Source organism: Klebsiella sp. MBT K-1 (genome assembly GCF_002556465.1).
Taxonomy (GTDB): Bacteria; Pseudomonadota; Gammaproteobacteria; order Enterobacterales; family Enterobacteriaceae; genus Klebsiella; species Klebsiella grimontii.
On sequence record NZ_PDEL01000023.1, the window covers coordinates 48,839 to 72,510 of the forward strand.

Below are 23,672 nucleotides of genomic sequence, written 5' to 3' on the forward strand. Positions count from 1 at the left end.
CCGCCTCCCTTTGATAACTTACTTATGCCTGCTCCGCAGGTTTTCCACCACATCCGTCAAATTCAGTCCCTGATCCTGCAGCAGCACCAGCAGGTGATACATCAAATCCGACGCTTCATTCTTCAGCTCGAACTGGTCATGCACCGTTGCGGCCAGCGCGGTCTCCACGCCTTCTTCTCCCACCTTCTGCGCTATCCGCTTGGTTCCGCTGGCGTACAGCTTCGCGGTATACGAACTCTCCGGGTCGGCGTGCTTGCGTTCCGCCAGCAGCTGCTCCAGCTGATATAAGAACAGCCACTGATGGCCGGTTTCGCCAAAGCAGCTTGAGGTGCCTTTATGGCAGGTTGGGCCAATCGGATTGACCAGCGCCAGCAGGGTATCGTTATCGCAATCCGGGGTGATGCTCACCACGTTGAGGAAATTGCCCGACGTTTCCCCCTTGGTCCACAGACGCTGTTTGGTCCGCGAATAAAAGGTTACTTTGCCGGTTTCTTCGGTTTTCGCCAGCGCATCCTGATTCATATAGCCCAGCATCAGCACTTCACCAGAGACGGCGTGCTGCACGATGACCGGCATCAGACCGTCGGTTTTTTGCCAATCCAGCTGTTCACTTAACATACCCTAATCTCCACGCCCTGTGCTGCCAGGTACGTTTTCAGTTCGCCAATGTTGATAATTTGCTTGTGGAACACCGAGGCGGCCAGCGCGCCGTCGACGTTAGCGTCGCGGAAGGCTTCCAGGAAGTGCTCCATAGTGCCCGCGCCGCCGGAGGCAATCAGCGGCACGCGGCACACGGCGCGCACCTTGCTTAACTGCTCCAGATCGTAGCCGTTACGCACGCCGTCCTGGTTCATCATATTGAGGACGATCTCGCCGGCCCCGCGCTTTTGCACTTCCTGCACCCAGTCCAGGGTTTCCCACTGCGTCACCCGCGTCCGGCTCTCATCGCCGGTATACTGGTTGACGTGATACTTGCCGCTCGCGGCGTCAAACCAGGTATCAATGCCCACCACAATACACTGCACGCCGAACCGATCGGCCAGGCGGGTAATCAGCGTCGGATCCGCCAGGGCAGGGGAGTTGATGGAGATTTTATCCGCGCCGAAGGAGAGGATTTGCGCCGCATCGTCCAGCGACTTAATGCCGCCGGCAACGCAGAACGGAATGTCGATCACTTCCGCGACCCGCGACACCCAGCTTTTATCCACCACGCGGCCGTCGCTGGAGGCGGTGATATCGTAGAACACCAGCTCATCCGCGCCTTCGTCGGCATAGCGTTTAGCCAGCGGGACGATATCGCCGATGATTTCGTGATTACGGAACTGCACGCCTTTCACTACCTGGCCGTCGCGAACGTCAAGACAGGGGATTATCCGTTTTGCCAGCATTGAATGGCCTCCGTTACGTTAAATTTACCTTCCAGCAGCGCCCGGCCGACAATCACCCCGCGCACTCCGGTTCCGCGCAGCGCGGCGATATCATTGAGATCGCCAATGCCGCCGGAAGACTGAAACGCCACCTGCGGATAGCGGGCGCAGACTTCTTCATACAGCGAGACGTTCGACCCAGCCAGCGTCCCGTCGCGGGAAATATCGGTGCACAGCACGTGCTGCAGGCCGACGGACTGATAGCTCTCCACCAGTTCTTCCAGGGTCACGCCGGAGTTCTCCTGCCAGCCGCTGACCGCCACCTGCTTGCGGCCTTCCGCGTCGATCCGCACATCAAGCGCCAGCACCAGATGCTGCGGGCCAAAACGTTTAAACCAGCCTTTCACCACTTCCGGCGACTTCACCGCCGTCGAACCCACCACCACGCGCGCCACGCCCGCTTCAAGCAGGGCGGCCACGTCTTCTTCCGTCCGCACGCCGCCGCCAACCTGCACCGGCACATTTACGCCGGCAACCAGCGTTTTCAGCAGCGGGATCTGGCGCTTCGCCGGATCTTTCGCCCCGGTCAGATCGACGAGATGCAGCACTTCGGCCCCTTGCGCGGCATAGGATTGCAGGCGCGGCAGCGGATCGTTGCCGTAGTCGCGCTGCTGGCCATAATCGCCCTGATGGAGACGGACGACCGTGCCGTCAATTAAATCTAAAGCAGGAATGATCATCACATCTCCAGGAAGTTTTTCAGCAGCTGCGCCCCGGCGCTACCGGAGCGTTCAGGGTGGAACTGGACGCCAAAAAAGTTATCTTTTTGTACCGCCGCGGTGAAGGCCTCGCCGTAGCTGCACTGGGCGATGGTATTGACGTTGACCGGCATCGCGTAGCTGTGGACGAAGTAAAAATACGCCCCGTCTTCAATACCGCGAAACAGACGATCGCCCGCTTTGGCATACACCTGGTTCCAGCCCATATGCGGCAGCGGCAGGCCGTGGTCGGTCATTTTCGGCACGTCCTGCTCGATAATGCCCAGCAGGTCGACGCCGTTGTTCTCTTCGCTGCGTTTTCCCAGCAGCTGCATGCCGAGGCAAATGCCCAGCACCGGCTGGGTACAGGCTTTAATCAGTTCGATTAACTCGCGCTCGCGCAGCTGGTCCATCGCCGCCTGAGCCGTTCCGACCCCCGGTAGAAACAGCTTATCGGCGCGCAGCACCACATCCGGGTCGCGGCTGACCTGCGGCTCGTAGCCGTGGCGGCTCACCGCGGATTTCACCGAATTGAGGTTGGCGCAGCCGGTATCGAGGATCACCACGTTCATCAAAGTACCCCTTTCGAAGACGGCAGCGTGTCGCCCTGGACGCGAATCGCCTGGCGTAGCGTGCGGCCGAAGGCCTTAAACAGGCTCTCTACGCGGTGGTGGTCGTTTTTGCCCTTGGTTTTCAGGTGCAGAGTGACCGCCATGGTATAGGAGAGCGAGCGGAAGAAGTGTTCCACCATCTCGGTGCTCAGATCGCCAACGCGCTGATAGGTAAAGTCGGCTTTATATTCAAGGTGCGGGCGGCCGGAGATATCCAGCGCGCAGCGGGCCAGACATTCGTCCATCGGCAGCACAAAGCCGAAACGGCCGATGCCGCGCTTATCGCCGAGCGCCAGCTTCAGCGCTTCGCCCAGCGCCAGCCCGGTATCTTCCACGGTGTGGTGATCGTCGATATACAGATCGCCGCCAACGTTAACCTCCAGGCGGAAGCCGCCGTGGGTAGCGATTTGGTCAAGCATATGATCGAAGAAACCGACGCCGGTAGAGATTTTGCTGCCGCCTTCGCGGTCCAGCCACACTTTCACATCCACCTGGGTCTCTTTGGTGATGCGCTCAACGTGGGCGTAGCGGTCGCGGCGGGTCAGCTGTTCGCAAATGGTCGGCCAGTCCAGCTGTTCGCGGTCATAGCGCAGGCCGGTAATGCCCATGTTATCCGCCAGCTGAATATCGGTCGCGCGGTCGCCAATCACGTAGCTGTGGGCGGTGTCCATCACCCCTTGTTCCAGCCACGGCAGCACCAGCCTGGTTTTCGGTTTGCGGCAGTCGCAGTTATCCGTCGGGAGATGTGGGCAAATCAGCACTTCGTCAAAGTTGACGCCCTGGGAGGCGAAAATCTGCATCATCAGGTTGTGCGGGCCGTCGAACTCGTCCTGCGGCAGGCTGGCGGTTCCCAACCCATCCTGGTTGGTGATCATCACCAGCTTGTACCCTTCCTGCTGCAGCTTGAGCAGGGCCGGGATCACCTGCGGCTCAAACGCCAGCTTATCGAAGCGGTCTACCTGAAAATCAACCGGTGGCTCGGAAATCAGCGTACCGTCACGGTCAATAAAGAGAAACTTCTGGGTCATACATTCTCCGCAGTCAAAGCGTCAATGACGCGCTGGCTCTCTGCACGGGTACCGATAGTGATACGCAAACAGCCGCTTAATGAAGGTTGTTTATTCTGGTCACGTAAGATAATGCCCTGATCCCACAAAGATTTAAACACCGCGCTGGAGGCGACGATCCGCGCCAGAACGTAGTTGCTCTCGGAATCGAACACCTCTTCAACGCAGGCAATGCCGCGCAGCTGGCTTACCAGATAATCGCGTTCGGCGAGGATCTGCGCCACGCGCGCCCGCATGGCGGCAATGCCTTCCGCGCTGAGCGCCTGGGCGGCGATATCGGCCACCGGCGTGGAGAGCGGATAAGGCGCGATAACCTTCATCAGCACGTTAATCACCTCGGCGTTGGCGAGAGTGAAACCGCAGCGCAGGCCAGCCAGGGCGAAGGCCTTGGAGAGGGTACGCAGAATCGCCAGGTGCGGATACTCGTTCAGCCAGGTCGCCAGCGTCGCCTGCGGGCAGAATTCGATATAGGCTTCATCCGCGACCACGATGGCTTTGCCGCGCGTCATCTCCAGCAGGGTACGAAAATCTTTCGGGTTGATAATCTGCCCGGTCGGGTTATTCGGGCTACAAACGAAAACCACTTTCACGCCGTCGAGATTGGCCGCGATGCCCGGCAGATCCAGCTGCCAGTCGGCGAGCGTCGGCACCGTGCGGCAGGTCACGCCGATGGTTTCGGCGCTGACGCTGTACATGCCGTAGGTCGGCGGGCAATAGAGCACCGCGTCCTGGCCCGGCTCGCAGAACGCGCGGATCAGCAGTTCAATACCTTCGTCGGCGCCGCGACTGACCAGCACCTGCTCCGGCTTGACGCCCGCATACTGTGCGTAGCGTTCAATGACCGCTTTCGGCTGCGGTTCCGGGTAACGGTTCATCGTCTGCTCGGTCAGCTGGAACTCTACCGCGGTAGGGAATTCGTTGGCGTTCAGCCAGACGTCGCCTTTACCCCCGAGACGGCGAGCTGATTGATACGGCGTCAGCGCGCGGACGTTGGCGCGGGCTAAATCTTCAATGCTCATGCTTGCTCCTTAAGGGCTGCGACGCGCAGCGTAACGGCGTTTTTGTGGGCGTCCAGGCGCTCGGCGGCGGCCAGAATTTCAATCGTTGAGGCGAGGGCGGCAAACCCGTCGCGCGACAGCTCCTGCACGGTCATACGTTTCTGGAAATCCGCCAGGCCGAGGCTGGAGCAGGTCGCGGTGTAGCCGTAGGTCGGCAGCACGTGGTTGGTGCCGGAGGCGTAATCACCGGCGGATTCCGGCGACCAGTCGCCGAGAAATACCGAACCGGCGCTGGTGATACCGTCGACCAGTTCGCGGGCGTTACGGGTCTGAATAATCAGGTGCTCCGGGCCGTACTGGTTGGAAATCGCCACGCACTGGGCGATATCGCGCGCCACGATGATGCGGCTGGCGGAAAGCGCGCCGCGGGCGGTTTCCGCCCGGGACAGCGCGGCCAGCTGGCGCTCAACGGCTTGCGCGACGCGGGTGGCCATCTCGCTATCCGGCGTCAGCAGGATCACCTGCGAATCCGGGCCGTGCTCGGCCTGGGAAAGCAGGTCGGACGCGACGAAATCCGGGGTGGCGCCGCTGTCGGCGATCACCAGCACTTCCGACGGCCCGGCGGGCATATCGATAGCCGCGCCGTCAAGACGCTGGCTCACCTGGCGCTTGGCTTCGGTCACGAAGGCGTTGCCAGGGCCAAAGATTTTATCGACCTTCGCCACCGATTCGGTGCCGAACGCCAGGGCGGCAATCGCCTGCGCGCCGCCGACGTTAAAGATATTGCGCACGCCGCACAGCTGGGCGGCATAAAGGATTTCATCAGCAATCGGCGGCGGCGAGCACAGCACCACCTGCTGGCAGCCGGCGATGCGCGCCGGCGTTGCGAGCATCAGCACCGTTGAGAACAGCGGCGCCGAGCCGCCGGGAATATATAAGCCGACGGAGGCGATAGGGCGGGTCACCTGCTGGCAGCGCACGCCCGGCAGGGTTTCAACATCCACGGCCTGCAGTTGCTGCGCGTTGTGGAAGGTTTCGATATTTTTGACCGCCACGGCCATCGCCTGCTTGAGCTCGTCGCTCAGGCGCGCGCCGGCGGCGGCAATCTCTTCGTCGCTAACCTTCAGCGCCTTGACGTCGGTTTTGTCGAATTTCGCGCTGTATTCACGCAGGGCCGCATCGCCGTTGTCTTTGACGTTAGTGAGGATCTCCGACACCGTCTTGCTGATGCTCCCGGAGGCGGAAATGGCCGGGCGCGTTAAGAGTTGTTGCTGTTGTTCTGCGCTACAGCCGTTCCAGTCGATAATTGTGTTGAAGCTCATGGTTGTTTCCCCTGTTTATCCCGTGACCGACCCGCCGGATTACTCCATCATCTTCTCAATCGGCAGGACCAGAATGGAGCTGGCGCCCAGCGCTTTCAGTTTTTCCATGGTTTCCCAGAACAGGGTTTCGCTGCTCACCATGTGCATCGCCACGCGCTGCTTGTCGCCGGCCAGCGGCAGAATGGTCGGGCGCTCGGCGCCGGGCAGCAGGGCGATGACTTCTTCCAGGCGTTCGGTCGGCGCGTGCATCATGATGTATTTTGATTCGCGGGCCTGAATCACGCCCTGAATACGGGTTAGCAGGCGGTCAATCAGCTGCTGTTTGCTATCGGCCATCTCGCCGTCGCGCTGGATCAGGCAGGCTTTGGAGCGGAACATCACTTCCACTTCGCGCAGGCCGTTCGCTTCGAGTGTCGCGCCGGTTGAGACCAGGTCGCAGATCGCGTCAGCCAGACCGGCGCGCGGGGCCACTTCAACCGAGCCGTTCAGCAGGCAGGATTTGAACGAGATGCCTTTCTGGTCAAGGTAGCGCTTCAGCAGGTGCGGGTAGGAGGTGGCGATGCGTTTGCCGTTAAGCATCGCCGGGCCGTCCCAGGGTTCATCCGCCGGGGTCGCCAGCGACAGGCGGCAGCCGCCGAAGTCGAGACGGCGCAGGGTGAAGTAGCGCGGATCTTCGCCCTGAGCGCGGCGGCTCAGCAGTTCTTCTTCCAGCACGTTTTCGCCGATAATCCCCAAATCGACCACGCCGTCCATGATAAGGCCCGGAATATCGTCATCTCGCACGCGCAGAATATCGATAGGCATATTTTCCGCCAGCGCGATCAGGCGCTGGGTGTGCAGATTCACTTTGATGCCGCAGCGGCTGAGTAATTCGCGTGAATCTTCGCTTAAACGCCCTGATTTCTGAATAGCTATGCGTAAACGGCTGTTGTCTAACATTCTTATTTTCCTCTGTAACCCTGTCTGAATCTGTCCGAATTCGGTCCAAAAAAAAGCCCCCGGAAGCGAATCTTCCGGGGGCTCTCTTTGCGTTCATGCACCACTGGAAGATCCAAACGTCTTCCAGCACACATCGCCTGAAAGACTAGTCAGGATGATGGTGATGATGGTGGTTTTTAAATTGAACGCTGTTCATAAAATTCTCTGTGAATGACTATGCATTTGATGCCTTTTAACCTAAACCACTTTACTCGCATAAAGCAAGGGCTTTTTTCTATCATTAATTCATTTCATATTGACCGAAGAAATTGTCAGTTGCCGCCGGCTGGCGTAGCCTTAAGTCAGCACAGCGAAAAGTCAGGAGCAAGGGGATGAAGAAGGTCGCGATTGTAGGTTTAGGATGGCTGGGTATGCCGCTTGCGCTGTCGTTGATGTCGCGGGGATGGCAGGTGACCGGCAGTAAGACCACGCAGGATGGCGTGGAGGCGGCGCGGATGTGCGGCATCGACAGCTATCCGCTGCGTCTGGAGCCGCAGCTGGTCTGCGACACCGAGGATCTGGATGCCTTAATGAACGTCGACGCGCTGGTGATTACTTTACCGGCGCGGCGGACCGGTCCCGGCGAGGACTTTTACCTTCAGGCGGTACAGGAAATCGTTGATACCGCGCTGGCGCATCACGTGCCGCGCATCATATTCACCAGCTCAACGTCGGTTTACGGCAACGCCAGCGGCACGCTAAAGGAGAACTCCCCCCGTAACCCGCAAACCGCCAGCGGACGGGTGCTGAAAGAGTTGGAGGACTGGCTGCATAACCTTCCCGGCACCTCGGTGGACATTCTGCGCCTCGCCGGGCTGGTGGGGCCGTCCCGTCATCCGGGGCGCTTCTTTGCCGGGAAATCCGCGCCGGACGGCCAGCACGGCGTCAATCTGGTGCATCTCCAGGATGTGATCGCCGCGATCGAACTGTTATTGCAGGCTCCGAAAGGCGGGCGCATCTATAATATATGTGCGCCTAAGCATCCCGCGCGCGGCGTCTTTTATCCGCAGATGGCCCGCGAGCTTGGGCTTCCCGTCCCCGTATTCTCTGATAACCCGGAGAACGGTAGCGGCAAGATCGTGGATGGCAGCCGTATTTGCAACGAACTGGGATTTGAGTACCAGTACCCCGACCCGCTGGTGATGCCGATGGAGTAATGCGCCAGCGGTGAATCGCGTACCGTAAGGGGGTAGCGATGAAACCACTGCTGGATGTGCTCGTCATTCTTGATGCCCTCGACAAAGAGGGCAGCTTTGCCGCCGCCTCGGCGAAGCTCTATAAAACGCCGTCGGCGCTGAGCTATACCATTCATAAGCTGGAAAGCGATCTCAATATTCAACTTCTCGACCGCAGCGGCCACCGGGCGCGCTTCACCCGTACCGGGCAGATGCTGCTGGAAAAGGGGCGCGACGTGCTGCACACCGCCCGCGAACTGGAAAAGCAGGCCGTCAGGCTGCATCAGGGCTGGGAAAATGCGCTGATACTCAACGTCGACGCTACCTTTCCGTTCTCGCTGCTGGCCCCGTCGATCGCGGCGTTTTATCGCCAGCATCACGCCACCCGTCTTGAATTCCGCCGCGATACCCTCGGCGCAAACTGGCAGACGCTGGTGGAAGGGCGGGCGGATCTTCTGCTCGGCGCGCTGGGCGACCCCCCGGCGCTCAGCGGCTACGGCTCTGTTCTACTGGGGGAGGGGGCGCAGGCGTTTGTCGTTGCGCCCCAGCATCCGCTTGCGCAGATTGCCGGTCCTGTGGGCTGGCGGACGCTGCGCCGCCATCGCGCGATTACCACCGACGGCGCGTGGCCGCAGGCCGACGGTCAGGAGAGCCTGACGGTATTCGATCTTTCCGCCCAGCTGATGCTGCTGTGCGCCGGACTGGGCTGGAGTTATTTACCGCTATTTCAGGTGCAGCCTTTAATCGCCCGCGGCGAGCTACTGATAATAAAAACGACGGTCCCCGAACCGGTCAATCGCGCATGGATAGGCTGGAATGAAGACGTTTGCGGGCAGGCGGGCGAGTGGTGGCGAAAGGAGATATTAGCAAATAGTGCTATCCATCAGGTCTATAATACTAAAATCGTATGAATATTAATCTGTTAGAGAATTACCAAGATTATTAAGCCTTGTAACATCTTGTCATCGGGCCAGCAGTTGTTGCAAAATACGCGTCCTGAAAATCAGAAACTGGCCGACGCTTTTTTAAAGTGTCGGTTATTTTTTTGGTTGAAAGACACATCATTCAATACCAAGAGGCCGGGCTTCGTACCGGATAGATATTTACTAAAAACCGACAGTGGTTGTCGCTGAGGAATACAAAGAAATGGGGCAATTTTTTGCTTACGCGCTGGCGTTCACCGTAAAAGGGGATAACTATGTCGCATAACGCTACTCCAAAAACCTCTCGCGTGGAATTACGTAAAACGCTTACGTTGATTCCGGTTGTCATGATGGGCCTGGCCTATATGCAGCCGATGACGCTGTTCGATACGTTTGGTATCGTCTCTGGATTGACTGATGGTCACGTAGCGACGGCTTACGCCTTCGCGCTGATCGCCATTCTCTTCACGGCGCTGAGCTACGGTAAACTGGTTCGCCGTTTCCCGTCGGCGGGTTCCGCCTATACCTACGCGCAGAAATCCATTAGCCCGGCCGTCGGCTTTATGGTGGGCTGGTCATCGCTGCTGGACTACCTGTTCATGCCGATGATCAACATTCTGCTGGCCAAAATTTATTTTGAAGCGCTGGTGCCTTCTATTCCTTCGTGGATCTTCGTTGTCGCGCTGGTGGCCTTTATGACCATCTCCAACCTGCGCAGCATCAAGACCGTGGCGAACTTCAATACCCTGATCGTTATCCTGCAGATGGGTATCGTGGCGGTGATTGTTGGCCTGATTATCTACGGCGTTATGCACGGCGAAGGCGCGGGCACGCTGACCAGCACCCGTCCATTCTGGTCTGAAGGCGCGCACGTGGTGCCGATGATTACCGGCGCGACCATCCTGTGCTTCTCGTTCCTCGGCTTCGACGGCATCTCTTCGCTGTCTGAAGAGACCAAAGACGCGGAGCGCGTGATCCCGAAGGCTATCTTCCTGACCGCGCTGATTGGCGGCCTGATCTTTATCGGCGCTTCCTACTTCCTGCAGCTGTACTTCCCGGACATCTCGCGCTTTAAAGATCCGGACGCCTCGCAGCCTGAAATCATGCTGTACGTGGCGGGCAAAACCTTCCAGTGGGGCGTGCTGATTTTCTCCAGCGTTACCGTACTGGCATCCGGCATGGCCGCGCATGCGGGCGTTTCCCGTCTGATGTACGTGATGGGCCGCGACGGCGTGTTCCCGACGCGTTTCTTCGGCTACGTGCATCCGAAATGGCGTACTCCGGCATGGAACGTGCTGCTGGTTGGCGCGATCGCGCTGCTGGCGATTAAATTCGACCTCGTCACGGCGACGGCGCTGATTAACTTCGGCGCGCTGGTGGCGTTCACCTTCGTTAACCTGTCGGTGATCTCCCAGTTCTGGATCCGTGAAAAGCGCAACAAAACGCTGAAAGACCACTTCAACTATCTGATTCTGCCGGTCTGCGGCGCGCTGACCGTCGGCGCACTGTGGATTAACCTCGAAGAGAGCTCCATGGTTCTCGGCCTGATCTGGGGCGGTATTGGTCTGGTCTACCTGGCCTGCGTGACCAAAAGCTTCCGCAACCCGGTGCCGCAGTACGAAGACGTCGCATAATCACATTTGATGATGTGAAAAGCCGGAGGGAAACCTCCGGCTTTTTTGTTTGCAGCGCCCCCTTCGGGAAACGGCTACTCAAAACAGGCGCTGCGTTCCCAGCACTCGTCGCAGCTTGGCGAACGGCAGATAACTTCCCCCTGCTGCAGCAAACAGCGCTGACGATAAAAGAACTTTTTCCAGCGCATATTGTGTTCGTTCATCACCACCAGCTGTGGAAAGCAGTCGCTCATCAGCAGGCGCAATTCGGCGCGCGATGCCAGACCAAGATCCTGCCAGAGATGGTTAAACGCCAGCGAAACCTCGGCGATAATCTGCGCCATCGGCCCGGCATCTTGCTGCATCCAGCCCGCCAGCCAGGCGCCCAGCTGCTGGCGCTCCTCTTCGCGGGTGGCGTTGAGCTCCGCCATCAGGCGGCGACGGGTGAGCGTCTCGCCGTCGAGCGGCGTTTCCACCTCGCCCAGGCGCCGGCGCAGCGCCTGCCAATCGCGCGGGCTAAGCCCCATGCGCAGCGGAAAGCTGCCTTTCCCCGCGTGGTACAGCAGCCATAAGCGCCGCAACCAGTCGAGCGGCGGCATCAGGCGACCCCCTTATGCGGCAACGCGGCAGGCCAGCTCCCCCGACGCTGTTGCCACCACGCGGGCAGCACTTCGGAGACCGGCCGCCACGCGCCGTCAACGCAGGGTTCAATGCCTTCCTGTTCCAGCTGTTGCCACGGCGTATGGCCGATACGCACGCAGAATACGGCTTTAACGTCCGCCAGCAGTTCGAGGATCGCCGCAAACCGGGCTGCGTTATCCTGCGGCTCGCAGTCATCGCGCCCCTGACAATATTTGGGCGTAAAGCGCTCGTTGACCAGCACCATACCGGCGGCCGAGAGGCTGTAAATGTAGAACCGGTCGGCGTGACCAAAGTGACAATCAATGACGTCCCCGCGGCTTGACGCCACGGCGACCAGGCAGGCGTCATCGGCTTCAGATTCGCCGCGGGTCGCAATGCTGGCGTGCAGCTGCGCGCGCTGGTGGAGGATCGGCAGCCAGGCCGGGAGACTCTCTGGCGCCGGAAGCTGGGTAAACTGCTGGCTGCGGTCTTCGCCGAGCATCCCAATGGCGTCGGCGCGACACTGGTGGCAGTGGGTCATCTGCGGCATCACTTCGCCGCACCGGCCGCGGGTGGCGGCGAGCGTCTCGGCGTCCGGCTCCGGCTGGCCGTTGAGGCCAAACACCGTGCCGTGCTCCGGCCTGGCGATCAGCGGCATAATATTATGGATAAACGCGCCGCTGGCCCGCAGCGCGCGGCTCACGTCGGCCATGCCGCTATCGTTGATACCGGGGATCAGCACCGAATTTATTTTCACCAGCACGCCTTTGGCGGTCAGCCTGCGTACGCCCTCAAGCTGACGGGCAATCAGGATCTCTCCCGCTTCGCGCCCGCTGTAGCGTTCGCCGTCCAGCCATAGCCAGGCGTAGATTTGCGCGGCAATCTCCGCGTCGAGGGTGTTAATGGTGACCGTGACGTGGTCAACGCCGACATCCAGCAGGCGGTCCACCGCGTCAGGCAGCATCAGTCCGTTGGTCGACAGGCATAATTTCAGGTCCGGCAGCTGTTCGCGGATCAGCTCCAGGGTGCGAAAGGTGCGGGCGATATTGGCGAGCGGATCGCCGGGCCCGGCGATGCCCACCACCGAAAGCTGCGGGATCGCCTGCGCGACCTGACGCACTTTCACGACCGCCTGTTCAGGCGTCAGCAGCGTTGACGATACCCCGGGGCGGGACTCGTTGCTGCAATCGAATTTGCGATTACAGTAGTTGCACTGCAAATTGCAGGCGGGCGCGACGGGCAGATGCATCCGCGCGAAACGGTGATGCCCATGGCGAGAGTAGCAGGGGTGCGCGGCAGCTTTATCGGCCACAAGCGGCGTCAATGCGCTGTCATCCGCCGGGCGGCAGGCTTTGCCGCCAGAAAAAGAGGAGCAGGAAGTCATGGTCGTACCTTCGTGGTTGGGCGATACCTTCCTGCTGCAAATGCTGTACCAGAGGTTAATTTCGCAACCGCATGAAAAGTAGACTTTTTAACCGGCAACCCGCGTCCCTGAATTGTCGCAATTCCGCCGCGCTGGCGACAATGTCCTGAATCTCACATAAGGCTTCACAGTCGCGGCATGGTGATATCCATAATCTGAATGCGATACGCCACCTGGCGCGGGGTCATGCCGAGCAGCCGCGCCGCTTTGGCCTGCACCCAGCCCGCTTTTTCCAGGGCGGCGATCAGCCGTTGGCGCTCGTCGAGGCTGTTATCGAGCCAGCCGTCCTCCGCCGGGCCGCTGCTGGCGAGCGCTTTCGGCGGGTTATCGCGATGGTTGAACAGAATCACGTCCCGGTCTATCAGGCCGCTTTCCGACAGCACCGCCGAACGTTCGAGACAGTTTTCCAGTTCGCGCACGTTTCCCGGCCAGCTGTACTCCATCAGCAGGCGAATCGCCCCATCGCTGATGCGCAGCGTTCGCCCCTGGCTGTGGGCGATTTTTCGCACCAGAAAGTGCGCCAGCTCGGCGATATCCTCCTGGCGCTCGCGCAGCGGCGGCAGCGCGATAGGCATTACGTTCAGGCGGTAGTATAGATCCTCGCGGAAATGACCCAGCCGCACCTCCTCTTCCAGATGGCGGTTGGTCGCCGCGATAATGCGCACGTTGACCCGCAGGGTTTCGTCGCCGCCGACGCGCTCCATCTCCCCCTCTTGCAGAATACGCAGTAGCTTAGCCTGAAACGAGGCGCTGCTTTCGCCGATCTCATCGAGGAATAAGGTGCCGCCGTCCGCCAGCTCAAAGCGGCCTTTCCGCTGGCGCACCGCGCCGGTAAACGCGCCTTTCTCATGACCAAACAGCTCGCTCTCCAGCAGGTTGTCCGGCAGCGCCGCGCAGTTAAATTTGACGAACGCCGCGGCGGCGCGCGGAGAATTATGGTGGATGGCGTTGGCGATGAGCTCTTTCCCGGTGCCGCTCTCGCCGCGTACCAGCACCGTGGTATCCCAGCGGGAAACCTGACGAATAATATCCATAATCTGCCGCATCGCCGGACTTTTACCGACCATATTTTCCAGGCCGAAACCGCGCGAAGGGGTACAGGCGCGCGGGCGCTCTATTCTGGGGCTCTGCTGCGGCGCCTGCGCGGCGGAGGTTGGCAGGATCATCAGGCGAATCGTCTGGGCGATCAGATTGGCGACGGTTTCGAGAAAGCGCGTGCAGGCGGGCAGCCGCTCTTCCTGACGCGCCATCGGCTGCGCCGCCAGTACGCCGATGGGCCGGGAGTGGGGGCCCATCAGCGGAACGGCGATAAACGGCAGGTCATAGTCGTACAGGCTCAGACGATCGAGAAAACGCTGGTCGTCGGCGACGCGCGGCAGCACCAGCGACTGGCCCTGCGCCAGCACGGTACCGACTAATCCTTCCCCCGGCCGGTAGCGAATTTGCGTACTGCCGGGCAGCGTCTGGTCTTCCGTTTGCTGCAGCGCTTCGATGCTCAGGATCTCCTGCTGGCTGTCGTACAGGCAAATCATCCCGTGCTGCATAAACGCATCGTTATGTAGCACGCTCAGGACCTCCTGCAGGGTTTTGCTCGCTTCGGTGGCGCGACTCAGCACCACGCTTATCCGCTGCATGGCGGTAAACTGCTGGGAGAGATCGAAACGTCTGACGGTGGTGTCCGAATCGGATTTATGGATCATTGCTCACCTCCGGTCAGGGTATTAAAGAGCGGGAAACGCAGAACCAGGCTGGTGCCTCCCTGCGGTCGCGAAGCCAGTTCAATCGCGCCGCGGTGGTAGGCGACCAGCGTTTGGATCAGCCGCAGCTCCATCCCTTTGCCGGGAGAGTTTAGGGCATCGGGGGAGTGGGCGTAGCGCACCTGCAGCAGCGGGACATTGTCGTTGAGATACAAAGAGAGCCAGCCCTCGTCCTCTTCGGCGTAAAGCTCGATCTCCAGCGGTACGGAGGGTAGCTCGGCGGCGAGGGCCAGCGTCCGGTCGAGCCATAAACTCAAGCAGGCCAGCAGCTGGGTACGCTGGCCGAAGCCGACCAGATGCGGCGATGCCATGTCCACCTGCAGCCGCGCGCGATCGTCAAAGCGGGTGCGGTAGAGGGCGTACAGGTCGTCAAAAAAGGGCTGAAGCGGCCAGACGGCATTGCTTTCCAGCTCAAGAGAAGGGCGGCAGCGCTGCAGGCGCGCCATGGCCTCTTCACCTTCGCGCCACGCCGCGTCCAGCGCCACGTTGCCGCTGCCTTCGCCGTTCAGCCGGCGGGCCGCCGCCAGCATATTGATTGGGCAATTAAGCTGAATCAGCGCCGCGTCCAGCGACTCGCGAATCGCGGCCAGCAGCTTACCGGCGGTCATTTGCTGTTTCAGACGGTCGAGCCGGCCCTGCTCCTGCTGCTGGCGCTGCTGGGTACAGTCGGCGATCACCACCAGCGTGCGCGCCGGGGCGCTGTCGACGAAGTAGCGGCTGGCTTCTTCACTCACGCCGGGCAGCGCCCAGCAGGTCACCGACAGCCAGCGGACCGCGCCGCGAACCACCACCGGCAGGATTTGCTCCGCGCCGGGCCCCATTTTGCGCGGGGAAACCTGGAGCTCGACCAGCAGCTCTTTCCCGCCGCAGTCCGCGCAGAACGTTTTGTAGGCGAGATTATCCATCACCACCCGATCCTGCTCATCGACCACGACCACGGCGGCGGGGATGTTATTGAGCACCGCTTCCATTAGCGTCATATGATTGCGCAGCCGCTGTTCCAGGGTATAGCTGACGCTGATATCCCGCTGCATCGCCAGATAATGCTCCAGCTCGCCCTGCGGATTCAGCACCGGCGTGATATCGATATCTACCAGATACAGGCCGCCGTCGCGGCGCTGATTAATTAGCTGACCGCGCCACGGCTGGCGCTGGAGCAGGGTTTGCCACATCTCCTGGTAGATCTCGCGCGGCGTCTGGCTGCTGGCCAGCAGGCGCGGGTTTTGATTGAGCAATTGCGCCAGCGAGTATCCAGTCTGGCGGCAAAAGGCCGGGTTGGCGTAGATAATATTCGCCCGGGCATCGGTGAGGGAAATCGCTACCGATGCCTGTTCGACCATTGTAAAAAACAGCCCCGGATGTTGTTGAGTCAGCGCACCGGCAATCGCCTCGGGTACGGCGTTATCGAGCATCATATTCAGGGTCATCGCAAACTCCTGTGTCGCAGTTATGACAATTTGTCCGACACCGTGACAGGGACGCCGCGGTGTTTTCCGAACGGTGATAACCATGCAAACCGTGCGCCCTTATCGGCGTGATGTGCAGAAACATTGATCCGGTAGGGGAAAAGCGGGCGCTTTTTGCATTTTAAGTGCCCCGCCAGCCCCGCCGCGCGCGGCGGGAAGAGGCTGAAGCGATCGTTTTGGGGCAGGGATGGGCCGCGATAGTGCAAAGCAACCTGGCACAGCCTTCGCAATACCCCTGCGAGAACGCGTATTTTCAACCCCCTTTTCCGACAGGAGCGCAACATGGCGAACATTGGTATTTTCTTTGGCACCGATACCGGTAAAACCCGCAAAATCGCGAAAATGATTCACAAGCAGCTGGGCGAGCTGGCGGATGCCCCGGTCAACATTAACCGCACGACGCTGGACGACTTTATGGCCTATCCGGTGCTGCTGCTGGGCACGCCGACGCTCGGCGACGGCCAGCTGCCGGGGCTGGAGGCCGGATGCGAAAGCGAGTCATGGAGCGAATTTATCAGCGGCCTCGACGACGCCAGCCTGAAAGGGAAAACCGTGGCGCTGTTCGGCCTCGGCGATCAGAGAGGCTATCCGGACAACTTCGTCAGCGGGATGCGCCCGCTGTTCGACGCCCTGAGCGCGCGCGGCGCGCAGATGATTGGCAGCTGGCCAAATGAGGGTTATGAATTCAGCGCGTCCTCGGCGCTGGAAGGCGACCGCTTTGTTGGGCTGGTGCTGGATCAGGATAACCAGTTCGACCAGACCGAAGCGCGTCTGGCGAGCTGGCTTGAGGAGATTAAACGCACCGTGCTGTAGGCGTAAACGGGTAGCCGCCGAGGCTACCCGCACAGCCCCGGCTGACGGGAAATCATCTGTTCCAGCCACTGGCGCTGATGGCGCTGCTGGCTCTGCTGCCAAAGATAATCGCGCGCGCTCTCCAGCGCCTGCTGCGGCTCCATGGGCGCGGCGGGGCGAATCGCTTCGCACCATAAAAGATGCCAGCCCAATTCGCTGGCGATGGGAAGGCTTAGCGCGTTTTCCGCCAGTGAAAACAGCGCGGTCTCGAGCTGCGGATAGAGCAGGCCGCGGCTAATCCAGCCTAAACGACCCTCTTCCAGCGCGCTCGGGCAGTGGGAATAGCGCTGGGCCAGCGGCGCGAAAGCGTCCCGCGAGGCGTTGATTTGCCGATACAGGCCGAGGATCCGCTGGTGCACGGCTTCGCGGTCGTTATCGACCGTCAGCAGTAAATGGCGGGTCAGACGCTGTTCCGGGCGCATAAACTGCGTCTGGTGGCGCAGATACCATGCCTGTACCGTAGAGAGATCCGGCTGCGGCGCCTGGCGGGCGATATCGGCAAAGGCGAGTTCCAGCCGGGCGTGATGGCGCACGATGGCAGCGCGCTCGGGCGGCGTAAAATCCCCCTCGTCGAGCCAGATGGCAAGGGAGGCGGCGATATTCTCCAGCAACGCCGCCGGAATATCGCCTTCAGGGACCCGCGCGACGATCGTCTGCTCCATATGGCACTGGCGTTGCCAGGCCTGTTCAAAAACCGGCGTATCGGCCGGATCCAGGGCCGCCGGATCGCGATTCCAGCGGCTGCGCGCTAGCCGCTGCCGGGCAAAACGTTGCCATGGGTTCATTCTTCTCTTTCCTCTATAAGGGCGATGGCCTGCGCCGGGACCCTGAACCAGCGGCCGCTAAAGTCGACGGTGTAGCTGTCGCCGAGCTCTCCCCGATCGGTAGCCTCAACGCGTCCCCGCTGGCCGGCGCTCACGACCACATCGCCGTTGACCGCGAGCGCCATCTGGCAGGTCACGCTATCCCCGTATTGCAAATTTCCGGCCAGCCACGGCTGGGTGATGGGGATCAGCTCCTGCTCGCGGCAGCCGATGATCCGATCGGTTTCCGGAAAGTGGATCTGGTAGATAATCTGATCTTGCAAAAAAACGCCCCAGTCGCGCACAAAGCCGGTGCTGCCGCGCCTGACCAGCAGCGCGCCGGGCGCGAAGCCCGCCACGGTGCCGTCGTTACGAATCGCGCGTACGACGCGGACCTCTTCGCTAAAGGTGAATTTCGGTCTCATGTTCCGCTCTCCTGAAACTGTTGCTGATAGCTCTCCGCGAGCAGTCTTCGCGCCAGCAGCCAGGGCGCGCGGTCGTTATCCTCGAGCCGGTTTTGCAGCGGCACCTCCGCGCGGAGTTTGCGATGAAACGTTGCCAGCACCGGCAGGCTGCAGCGGCCAAGCAGCTCGGGCTGGTAGGGGACGGCGAAAAACTGAAAAAAAGATTCGGCGGAGCGAAGTTCGTCCACGCCGGGAATTTGATAAAACCACTCCATCATTACCCCCTCGCCCGCAGGGCGGATTCACCGCACAGCTCGTCGTAGATAGCCACCAGCTCGTAATCTTTCGGGCTGCGCTTCCAGTTCTCGGCGAAGCGGCGGATGGCGGGCAGCAGCTGGTTAATCTGCGCGGCGTTGAGGTGATAGCCCATCTGGTCAAAAACGCCGTTGACCGCCTGACGCCCGGAGTGTTTGCCCAGCACCAGCCGGTAGCTGCGGCCCATCAGGGAAGGGGCGATGGACTGGTAGCTCTCGCTGTCGCGCAGCAGCGCCGCCACGTGGACACCTGACTCATGGGTAAACACCAGCTCGCCGACCAGCGGCTGCTGCGGGTCGATGGCGCGCTGAGCGGCTTCCGCGACCCTCTGACAGAGCGCGGGCAGCGCCGAAAAATGCACGCCGGTCTCCACGCCCAGGCAGCGTTCAAGGCCCAGCGCGACGGTTTCCAGCGCCGCATTGCCCGCCCGCTCGCCGAGACCGAGGACCGTCGTATTCACGCTGGTGGCCCCGGCGCTTACCGCCGCCAGCGTATTGGCGGTCGCCATACCCAGATCGTTATGGGCATGCATTTCGATCTCGCCGGACCAGACGTCGCGCAGGGCCGAGATTTGCGCCGCGGTGGTAAAAGGGTCGAGCAGGCCGACCGTATCGGCATAGCGCAGGCGGGCGGCGGCGCATTGCTGCGCGACCTCGGCGATAGCGCGCAGGGTCTGGCCGCTGGCCCGCGAGGCGTCCTCGCAGCCGATGCATACCTTCAGGCCGAGGGTATGCGCAAGATGGATAAACATCGCCAGCCGCTCCAGCAGCACCGCCAGCGGCTCGCGCAGTTTGTACTGCCGCAGCTTATCCGAAGCCGGAATCGAGATATCCACCCAGTCGATGCCCAGATCGGCGCTCTGGCGGATCTCCAGCGCGTTCATCCGACACCAGGTCATCAGGGTCGCGTCGGGCAGCTGGCGACGCACCAGCTGGATCCGCGCGATCTCCTCGTCGCCCATCGCCGGGGTGCCGACCTCCATCGTCGTTATTCCTGCGGCGTAAAGCGCCTCGGCAATGGCGACCTTTTCGCTGGTGCGAAAGGCGACGCCGGGGCTCTGCTCGCCGTCGCGCAGGGTGGTATCGTTAATCAGCACGCGTTCCATCAGCCACCTCCGCCTTAGCCGTAAACCGGCGTGAATACGGCGTCCGCCGGGCGCGGCTTGCCGTTCTGCCAGTAGGGCGACAGCGCGCGCAGCCGGTCGATAATCGGCGGCAGCGTGGCGACGACGTAATCGATCTCTTTCTCCCGGGTGTAGCGCGAGAGAGAAAAGCGGATGGTGCCGTGGGCGGCGGTGTAGGGGATATTCATCGCCCGCATCACGTGGGAGGGTTCCAGCGAGCCTGAGGTGCAGGCGCTGCCGCTGGAGGCGGCGATCCCGGCCTGGTTTAACAGCAGCAGAATGGCTTCACCTTCAATAAACTCAAAGGCCAGATTCACCGTGCCGGGCACCCGCGGCTGGCCGCCGCCCATTACCATGACCGACGGCACGCTGGCCAGCAGGCGATGCTCCAGCCTGTCGCGCAATTGGCCGATATGCGTCATTCCCGGCAGATGAATATTCGCCAGCTCGCAGGCCGCGCCCATGCCGACGATTCCGCAGATATTTTCCGTCCCGGCTCGCCGACCGTACTCCTGGTGACCGCCGCGCAGCAGCGGGCGAAAGCGCGTTCCCCGCCGCAGATAAAGACAGCCTACGCCTTTTGGCCCGTGGAACTTATGCGCCGAGCAGGAGAGCATATCGATGCGGGTCTGGCCCACGGCGATCGGTATTTTCCCGACCACCTGCACCGCATCGCAGTGAAACAGCGCCCCTTGTTCATGGGCCAGCTCCGCCATTTCGCCGATCGGGAAAAGCACTCCGGTTTCGTTATTCGCCCACATCACGCTGACCAACGCGACGCGCGGGCTGAGCGCCGCGCGGAACTGCGCCATGTCCAGCGCCCCCTCGCTATCCACCGCGATGCGATGAATCCGGTAGCCCTGGCGCTCCAGGTGCTCGCAGGCCGCCAGCGTCGCCGGATGTTCGACCGCGCTGGTGATGATTTCGCGACGCTCCGGCAGCAGGGCGATCGCCGAGGCGATGGCGGTGGCGGTGGCTTCGGTGGCGCAGGAGGTAAAGATGATCTCGCTGGGATACTCCGCGCCCAGCAGCGCCGCAGCCTGCTGGTGCGCGCGTTCCAGAGCCGCCTGGGCCGGAATGCCAAAATCGTGTATCGACGAGGGGTTGCCGTAAAAATCGGTCAAAAAGGGCATCATCGCTTCCAGGACCATCGGGTCCAGACGGGTGGTGGCGTTGTTATCGAGATAAACCTGTTTCATCTTGTCCCCCTTGGGTCAGTTAACCGCGGCTCAGGCCGCCACCACTTCCATATAACAGCCGGTACGTTCCATCAGTTTTTGCTGCAGCCAGGCCAGGGTCATATCGGTCATCATGCAGCCGCTACAGCTGCCGGAGAGGCTGACGGTCACCTGGTGGTTGGCGACGCTGAGTAGCGCCATATCGCCGCCGTCGGCCTGAATATGCGGCCGCAGTTCTGCGATGGTATCGACGACGCTCTGCCAGTGCGGATCTTTGCCGCTGGCCACGGCTGGCGTCGTCTGCGGCTGCTGGGCGAGGATCTCCGCCAGCGCCAGCTCGATTTTTTCGTGGCAAGAGGTGCAGCCGCCGCCCGCTTTGGTGTAGTTGATCACCTCGGCAAGGGTGGTCAGCCCGTTGTTCTGTACCGCGCGGCGAATATGCCCTTCATCGACGCCGAAGCATTTGCAGATCAGCTTGCCCTCGTCGTGCTCCTCTTCAAGGCTTTCGCCGCGAAAGTTGGCGATGGCCGCGCGCAGGGCCTCCTGGCCCATCACCGAGCAGTGCATTTTCTCCGGCGGCAGTCCGTCGAGATAATCGGCAATCTGCTGATTGGTTATCTGCCCGGCTTCGGCGAGGGTATGGCCGATAATCAGCTCCGTCAGCGCGGAGGAGGAGGCGATGGCGCTGCCGCAGCCGAAGGTCTGGAAGCCCGCCTCCTCAATGATTTCGCTTTGCGGGTCGACGCGCAGCATCAGGCGCAGGGCATCGCCGCAGCTTAACGAACCGACGTCGCCTACCGCGTTGGCGTTGTCCACCACGCGCGCGTTGCGGGGGTTAAAAAAATGGTCTTTCACTTTCTCGGAGTAATTCCACATGCTGTCAGCTCCAGGGATGTTGACGGAAAACGCCGGGGCGCGGTTCACCGCGGAAGCGCGGTGGCGATAACGAACTAGCAATTGCGATACCAGAGAATAAAATTAATATTTTTCAAATGGTTGAGTATTATTCCTGACAAGGTTCGTCCTACAGTGTCGCGATGTTTTGTGGGCTTTGTCACAGAAACGACACGGCTAGCGGCGCGGGTCCGGATCCCCATGCCACTCCTGCTCCTGCAGCAGACGGGTAAAGCGCTCCGGGTCGCGCTGGCGCGTATTTTTGCGCTGCCCTTTGTCGTACCAGTAGAGCTGAATCTCCTGCAGTAAGCCGACGATGGTGGTGTCGGCGGGAACGCGTTCGGCACGCACGCCCACCTGCAACAGCTGGCGAAAAACCGCGTCGCCAATCGCCACGCAGAACAGCGTGACGCAATCCTCCAGGGCGTGGATCCGCCTGGCGATCTTCTCCGTCTGGTGGCCGTTCTCGACCGAGAAATCAACCACCCGGATGAGAGTGACCCGATCCGCCTTGACGCCGTACACCACCAGCCGCGGGGTAGCGCCGAAGTGCTGATCGACGTGACGATAGTCGGAGCTGGCGAAGGCGACCTTCATAGACCACTCATCGGAGTGGACCATATCAAACTGACGGTTAATCGGCGGCATAAGCGCCTCCTGTGGAGAGTGACGATTCGGGGTTCTGGCGCAGCGGCGATCGGTAGTGGGCGAGGTGGTGGTGACGCTCGCGCATCAGGTTTGCCAGCTCAAACAGCGTATCGCGCATCCCGCTATACCCCTGTCGTACCCGGCGGAATTCGCCGAGCTTGTCAAAGAGCGGAAAACCCGCGCGCACCAGCGGCAGCGCAAACTGCTCCGCCAGGTCGCGGGCGTGCGAGTTCGCCACCAGCAGGTCGGCGGGATGCGCGCACAGCAGGGTTTGCAGATCCTCGAGATCCCCCGGCACCACCCGTTCCACCGGCAGCTGGCGCAGGCTGGGATGACCGGTAGGGGCCACCAGCGGGCCGGGCTGCATCCCCTGGCTGTTGGCGAAATCACACCACGCCGCCAGCAAATCGCCTTCCGCCGCTATCGCCATGCGCTGGCCCTGGAGCCACATATGGCAGTCGATCATCGCATCCTGTAGCTGGCCGCGCTGGCGTTCCAGCCACTCGGGAACGGCGCGTCCGGAAATTTTCGCCAGTTGATGAATAAAGGCGTCGCAGCGTTCGAGGGTCATCAGGTGCGGCAGGGCGATAACCTCGCCGCGGCAGCGCGGGGCCAGCAGCGATGAGGCGCGATGAAGGGAGACGCCAATGGCGAAGCTGCACAGGCTTTGTCCCATCTGCTCTATCTGGCGCAGCGGCGTCCCGCCCTGGGTCAGCGGCGAGAAATCGCCCTGCGCCAGGTGGCCGTCCATCGATTGCGCCAGATCCGGCAGGATTACCGGCTGCAGGCCAAAGGCTTCGACGCATCGGCGCAGCCACTCGATATCACCCGGCGAACAGAGGTGGCTGATCAGCAGATTGACCCGGCGATTGCGCTGAGCCGGGCGCGGCGCCGGCGGCACCCACTGCTCAATGACGCTCTCTAGCACCGCGCTGAAGCCGTTCTCCATGGAGCCATAAAAATCCGGCGTGTTAACCGTCAATATCGCCACCCCCTTGTGACGGGGATACTCTTCGCGAAACTGGCGAACCACGCGGGAAATATCGCTGCCCTGGGCCTCCGACAGCCCGGTGCTGAGCAGTACGATAGCCTGCGGATTGTTGCGCTGGCAGAGGGTATCCAGGGCGGTAAAAATATTGCCGTCCGCGCCCATAATCGTCGACGTGGGGTCCATCGCCGTTGACTGCAGGGGAACCGGATCGTGGAAATGTTGAATAAAAAAGACTTTGGCGAAGGCGCTGCACCCCTGCGCGCCGTGGACCAGAGGGATGCTGTGTTCGATCCCGAGGCTGGCGAGGATTGCGCCGAGCGGCTGGCCGGTTTTGATGGGGCTGACCGCCAGCGGCTTATCGGTGCGGAAAATGTCTGCCATGGTG

26 protein-coding genes and 1 other annotated feature are annotated in these 23,672 nt (G+C 61.2%); of the genes, 5 read left to right on the forward strand and 21 right to left on the reverse strand.

The window, feature by feature from the left end:
* Positions 1 to 18: 18 nt before the first annotated feature.
* The 9 genes from hisIE to hisL all read right to left on the reverse strand — a co-directional run bounded on the left by hisIE (position 19) and on the right by hisL (position 7,258).
* Entirely contained in the window at positions 19 to 618 is a 600-nt protein-coding gene (gene hisIE, locus CMQ96_RS25945) for a bifunctional phosphoribosyl-AMP cyclohydrolase/phosphoribosyl-ATP diphosphatase HisIE (RefSeq protein ID WP_004122447.1), read from the reverse strand.
* Positions 612 to 1,388 (reverse strand): imidazole glycerol phosphate synthase subunit HisF, encoded by a 777-nt coding sequence (gene hisF, locus CMQ96_RS25950; RefSeq protein WP_004122444.1) that lies wholly within the window; start codon positions 1,386 to 1,388, stop codon positions 612 to 614. The genes hisIE and hisF overlap by 7 nt, the downstream gene beginning before the upstream one ends.
* Positions 1,370 to 2,107, reverse strand: a complete 738-nt coding sequence (gene hisA / locus CMQ96_RS25955; protein WP_049089485.1) for a 1-(5-phosphoribosyl)-5-[(5-phosphoribosylamino)methylideneamino]imidazole-4-carboxamide isomerase — start codon at positions 2,105 to 2,107, stop codon at positions 1,370 to 1,372. Before hisA ends, hisF begins: the two co-directional genes overlap by 19 nt.
* Positions 2,107 to 2,697 carry an imidazole glycerol phosphate synthase subunit HisH gene (gene hisH / locus CMQ96_RS25960; protein ID WP_004122439.1) on the reverse strand — a complete coding sequence of 197 codons (591 nt, stop codon included), beginning with the start codon at positions 2,695 to 2,697 and terminating at the stop codon, positions 2,107 to 2,109. The genes hisA and hisH overlap by 1 nt, the downstream gene beginning before the upstream one ends.
* Complete coding sequence (gene hisB, locus CMQ96_RS25965; protein WP_024360021.1) at positions 2,697 to 3,764, reverse strand: bifunctional histidinol-phosphatase/imidazoleglycerol-phosphate dehydratase HisB; 1,068 nt, start codon at positions 3,762 to 3,764, stop codon at positions 2,697 to 2,699. The genes hisH and hisB overlap by 1 nt, the downstream gene beginning before the upstream one ends.
* Positions 3,761 to 4,822 carry a histidinol-phosphate transaminase gene (hisC, locus tag CMQ96_RS25970; protein ID WP_004138764.1) on the reverse strand — a complete coding sequence of 354 codons (1,062 nt, stop codon included), beginning with the start codon at positions 4,820 to 4,822 and terminating at the stop codon, positions 3,761 to 3,763. Before hisC ends, hisB begins: the two co-directional genes overlap by 4 nt.
* Positions 4,819 to 6,123: a histidinol dehydrogenase gene (gene hisD / locus CMQ96_RS25975; RefSeq protein WP_024360019.1), complete on the reverse strand. Its 1,305-nt coding sequence runs from the start codon at positions 6,121 to 6,123 to the stop codon at positions 4,819 to 4,821. The genes hisC and hisD overlap by 4 nt, the downstream gene beginning before the upstream one ends.
* A 39-nt stretch (positions 6,124 to 6,162) precedes the next feature.
* The gene (gene hisG / locus CMQ96_RS25980) at positions 6,163 to 7,062 is read right to left on the reverse strand and encodes an ATP phosphoribosyltransferase (protein WP_004138766.1); all 900 of its coding nucleotides are present in this window, start codon (positions 7,060 to 7,062) and stop codon (positions 6,163 to 6,165) included.
* Positions 7,063 to 7,109: 47 nt separating this feature from the next.
* Positions 7,110 to 7,232, reverse strand: a sequence feature (His leader region).
* A complete protein-coding gene (gene hisL, locus CMQ96_RS28505) occupies positions 7,208 to 7,258 on the reverse strand; it encodes a his operon leader peptide (protein ID WP_009654477.1) in 51 nt (16 codons plus the stop codon). Its footprint overlaps the feature before it by 25 nt.
* A gap of 175 nt (positions 7,259 to 7,433) precedes the next feature.
* On the opposite strand from hisL, the gene CMQ96_RS25985 reads away from it, so the two are divergent.
* From CMQ96_RS25985 to CMQ96_RS26000, 4 genes are all read left to right on the forward strand, one after another.
* Complete coding sequence (locus CMQ96_RS25985; RefSeq protein ID WP_049099674.1) at positions 7,434 to 8,258, forward strand: SDR family oxidoreductase; 825 nt, start codon at positions 7,434 to 7,436, stop codon at positions 8,256 to 8,258.
* A 38-nt stretch (positions 8,259 to 8,296) separates the two neighbouring features.
* Positions 8,297 to 9,187: a LysR family transcriptional regulator gene (locus CMQ96_RS25990; RefSeq protein WP_098067551.1), complete on the forward strand. Its 891-nt coding sequence runs from the start codon at positions 8,297 to 8,299 to the stop codon at positions 9,185 to 9,187.
* Between the two features lie 235 nt (positions 9,188 to 9,422).
* A complete protein-coding gene (gene yoeI / locus CMQ96_RS29070; RefSeq protein ID WP_096335043.1) occupies positions 9,423 to 9,485 on the forward strand; it encodes a membrane protein YoeI in 63 nt (20 codons plus the stop codon).
* Positions 9,475 to 10,833: an APC family permease gene (locus CMQ96_RS26000; RefSeq protein WP_004122426.1), complete on the forward strand. Its 1,359-nt coding sequence runs from the start codon at positions 9,475 to 9,477 to the stop codon at positions 10,831 to 10,833. Before yoeI ends, CMQ96_RS26000 begins: the two co-directional genes overlap by 11 nt.
* Before the next feature lie 74 nt (positions 10,834 to 10,907).
* Here CMQ96_RS26000 and CMQ96_RS26005 read toward each other — a convergent pair whose 3' ends face one another.
* The 4 genes from CMQ96_RS26005 to nifL all read right to left on the reverse strand — a co-directional run bounded on the left by CMQ96_RS26005 (position 10,908) and on the right by nifL (position 16,040).
* Positions 10,908 to 11,411, reverse strand: a complete 504-nt coding sequence (locus CMQ96_RS26005) for a nitrogen fixation protein NifQ (RefSeq protein ID WP_004138772.1) — start codon at positions 11,409 to 11,411, stop codon at positions 10,908 to 10,910.
* The gene (gene nifB, locus CMQ96_RS26010; protein WP_024360016.1) at positions 11,411 to 12,817 is read right to left on the reverse strand and encodes a nitrogenase cofactor biosynthesis protein NifB; all 1,407 of its coding nucleotides are present in this window, start codon (positions 12,815 to 12,817) and stop codon (positions 11,411 to 11,413) included. Before nifB ends, CMQ96_RS26005 begins: the two co-directional genes overlap by 1 nt.
* A 164-nt stretch (positions 12,818 to 12,981) precedes the next feature.
* Positions 12,982 to 14,556 (reverse strand): nif-specific transcriptional activator NifA, encoded by a 1,575-nt coding sequence (gene nifA / locus CMQ96_RS26015; protein ID WP_004138773.1) that lies wholly within the window; start codon positions 14,554 to 14,556, stop codon positions 12,982 to 12,984.
* Positions 14,553 to 16,040, reverse strand: a complete 1,488-nt coding sequence (gene nifL, locus CMQ96_RS26020) for a nitrogen fixation negative regulator NifL (protein WP_049085768.1) — start codon at positions 16,038 to 16,040, stop codon at positions 14,553 to 14,555. Before nifL ends, nifA begins: the two co-directional genes overlap by 4 nt.
* Positions 16,041 to 16,361: 321 nt before the next feature.
* On the opposite strand from nifL, the gene CMQ96_RS26025 reads away from it, so the two are divergent.
* Entirely contained in the window at positions 16,362 to 16,892 is a 531-nt protein-coding gene (locus CMQ96_RS26025) for a flavodoxin (protein ID WP_004138775.1), read from the forward strand.
* Positions 16,893 to 16,915: 23 nt separating this feature from the next.
* Here CMQ96_RS26025 and nifM read toward each other — a convergent pair whose 3' ends face one another.
* From nifM to nifN, 8 genes are all read right to left on the reverse strand, one after another.
* Entirely contained in the window at positions 16,916 to 17,716 is an 801-nt protein-coding gene (nifM, locus tag CMQ96_RS26030) for a nitrogen fixation protein NifM (protein ID WP_049089493.1), read from the reverse strand.
* On the reverse strand, positions 17,713 to 18,159 hold the full coding sequence (locus CMQ96_RS26035; protein WP_024360013.1) for a nitrogen fixation protein NifZ: 447 nt from the start codon (positions 18,157 to 18,159) through the stop codon (positions 17,713 to 17,715). The genes nifM and CMQ96_RS26035 overlap by 4 nt, the downstream gene beginning before the upstream one ends.
* Positions 18,156 to 18,416, reverse strand: coding sequence for a nitrogenase-stabilizing/protective protein NifW (locus tag CMQ96_RS26040; protein WP_004122407.1), 261 nt, complete (start codon positions 18,414 to 18,416; stop codon positions 18,156 to 18,158). Before CMQ96_RS26040 ends, CMQ96_RS26035 begins: the two co-directional genes overlap by 4 nt.
* Entirely contained in the window at positions 18,416 to 19,558 is a 1,143-nt protein-coding gene (gene nifV, locus CMQ96_RS26045; protein ID WP_024360011.1) for a homocitrate synthase, read from the reverse strand. The genes CMQ96_RS26040 and nifV overlap by 1 nt, the downstream gene beginning before the upstream one ends.
* Positions 19,559 to 19,572: 14 nt before the next feature.
* Positions 19,573 to 20,775, reverse strand: a complete 1,203-nt coding sequence (gene nifS / locus CMQ96_RS26050) for a cysteine desulfurase NifS (protein ID WP_024360010.1) — start codon at positions 20,773 to 20,775, stop codon at positions 19,573 to 19,575.
* A gap of 30 nt (positions 20,776 to 20,805) precedes the next feature.
* Positions 20,806 to 21,630 (reverse strand): Fe-S cluster assembly protein NifU, encoded by an 825-nt coding sequence (gene nifU / locus CMQ96_RS26055; protein ID WP_004122401.1) that lies wholly within the window; start codon positions 21,628 to 21,630, stop codon positions 20,806 to 20,808.
* A gap of 195 nt (positions 21,631 to 21,825) precedes the next feature.
* On the reverse strand, positions 21,826 to 22,296 hold the full coding sequence (locus CMQ96_RS26060; RefSeq protein ID WP_004122400.1) for a NifB/NifX family molybdenum-iron cluster-binding protein: 471 nt from the start codon (positions 22,294 to 22,296) through the stop codon (positions 21,826 to 21,828).
* The gene (gene nifN, locus CMQ96_RS26065; protein ID WP_024360009.1) at positions 22,283 to 23,668 is read right to left on the reverse strand and encodes a nitrogenase iron-molybdenum cofactor biosynthesis protein NifN; all 1,386 of its coding nucleotides are present in this window, start codon (positions 23,666 to 23,668) and stop codon (positions 22,283 to 22,285) included. Before nifN ends, CMQ96_RS26060 begins: the two co-directional genes overlap by 14 nt.
* Positions 23,669 to 23,672: the final 4 nt, after the last annotated feature.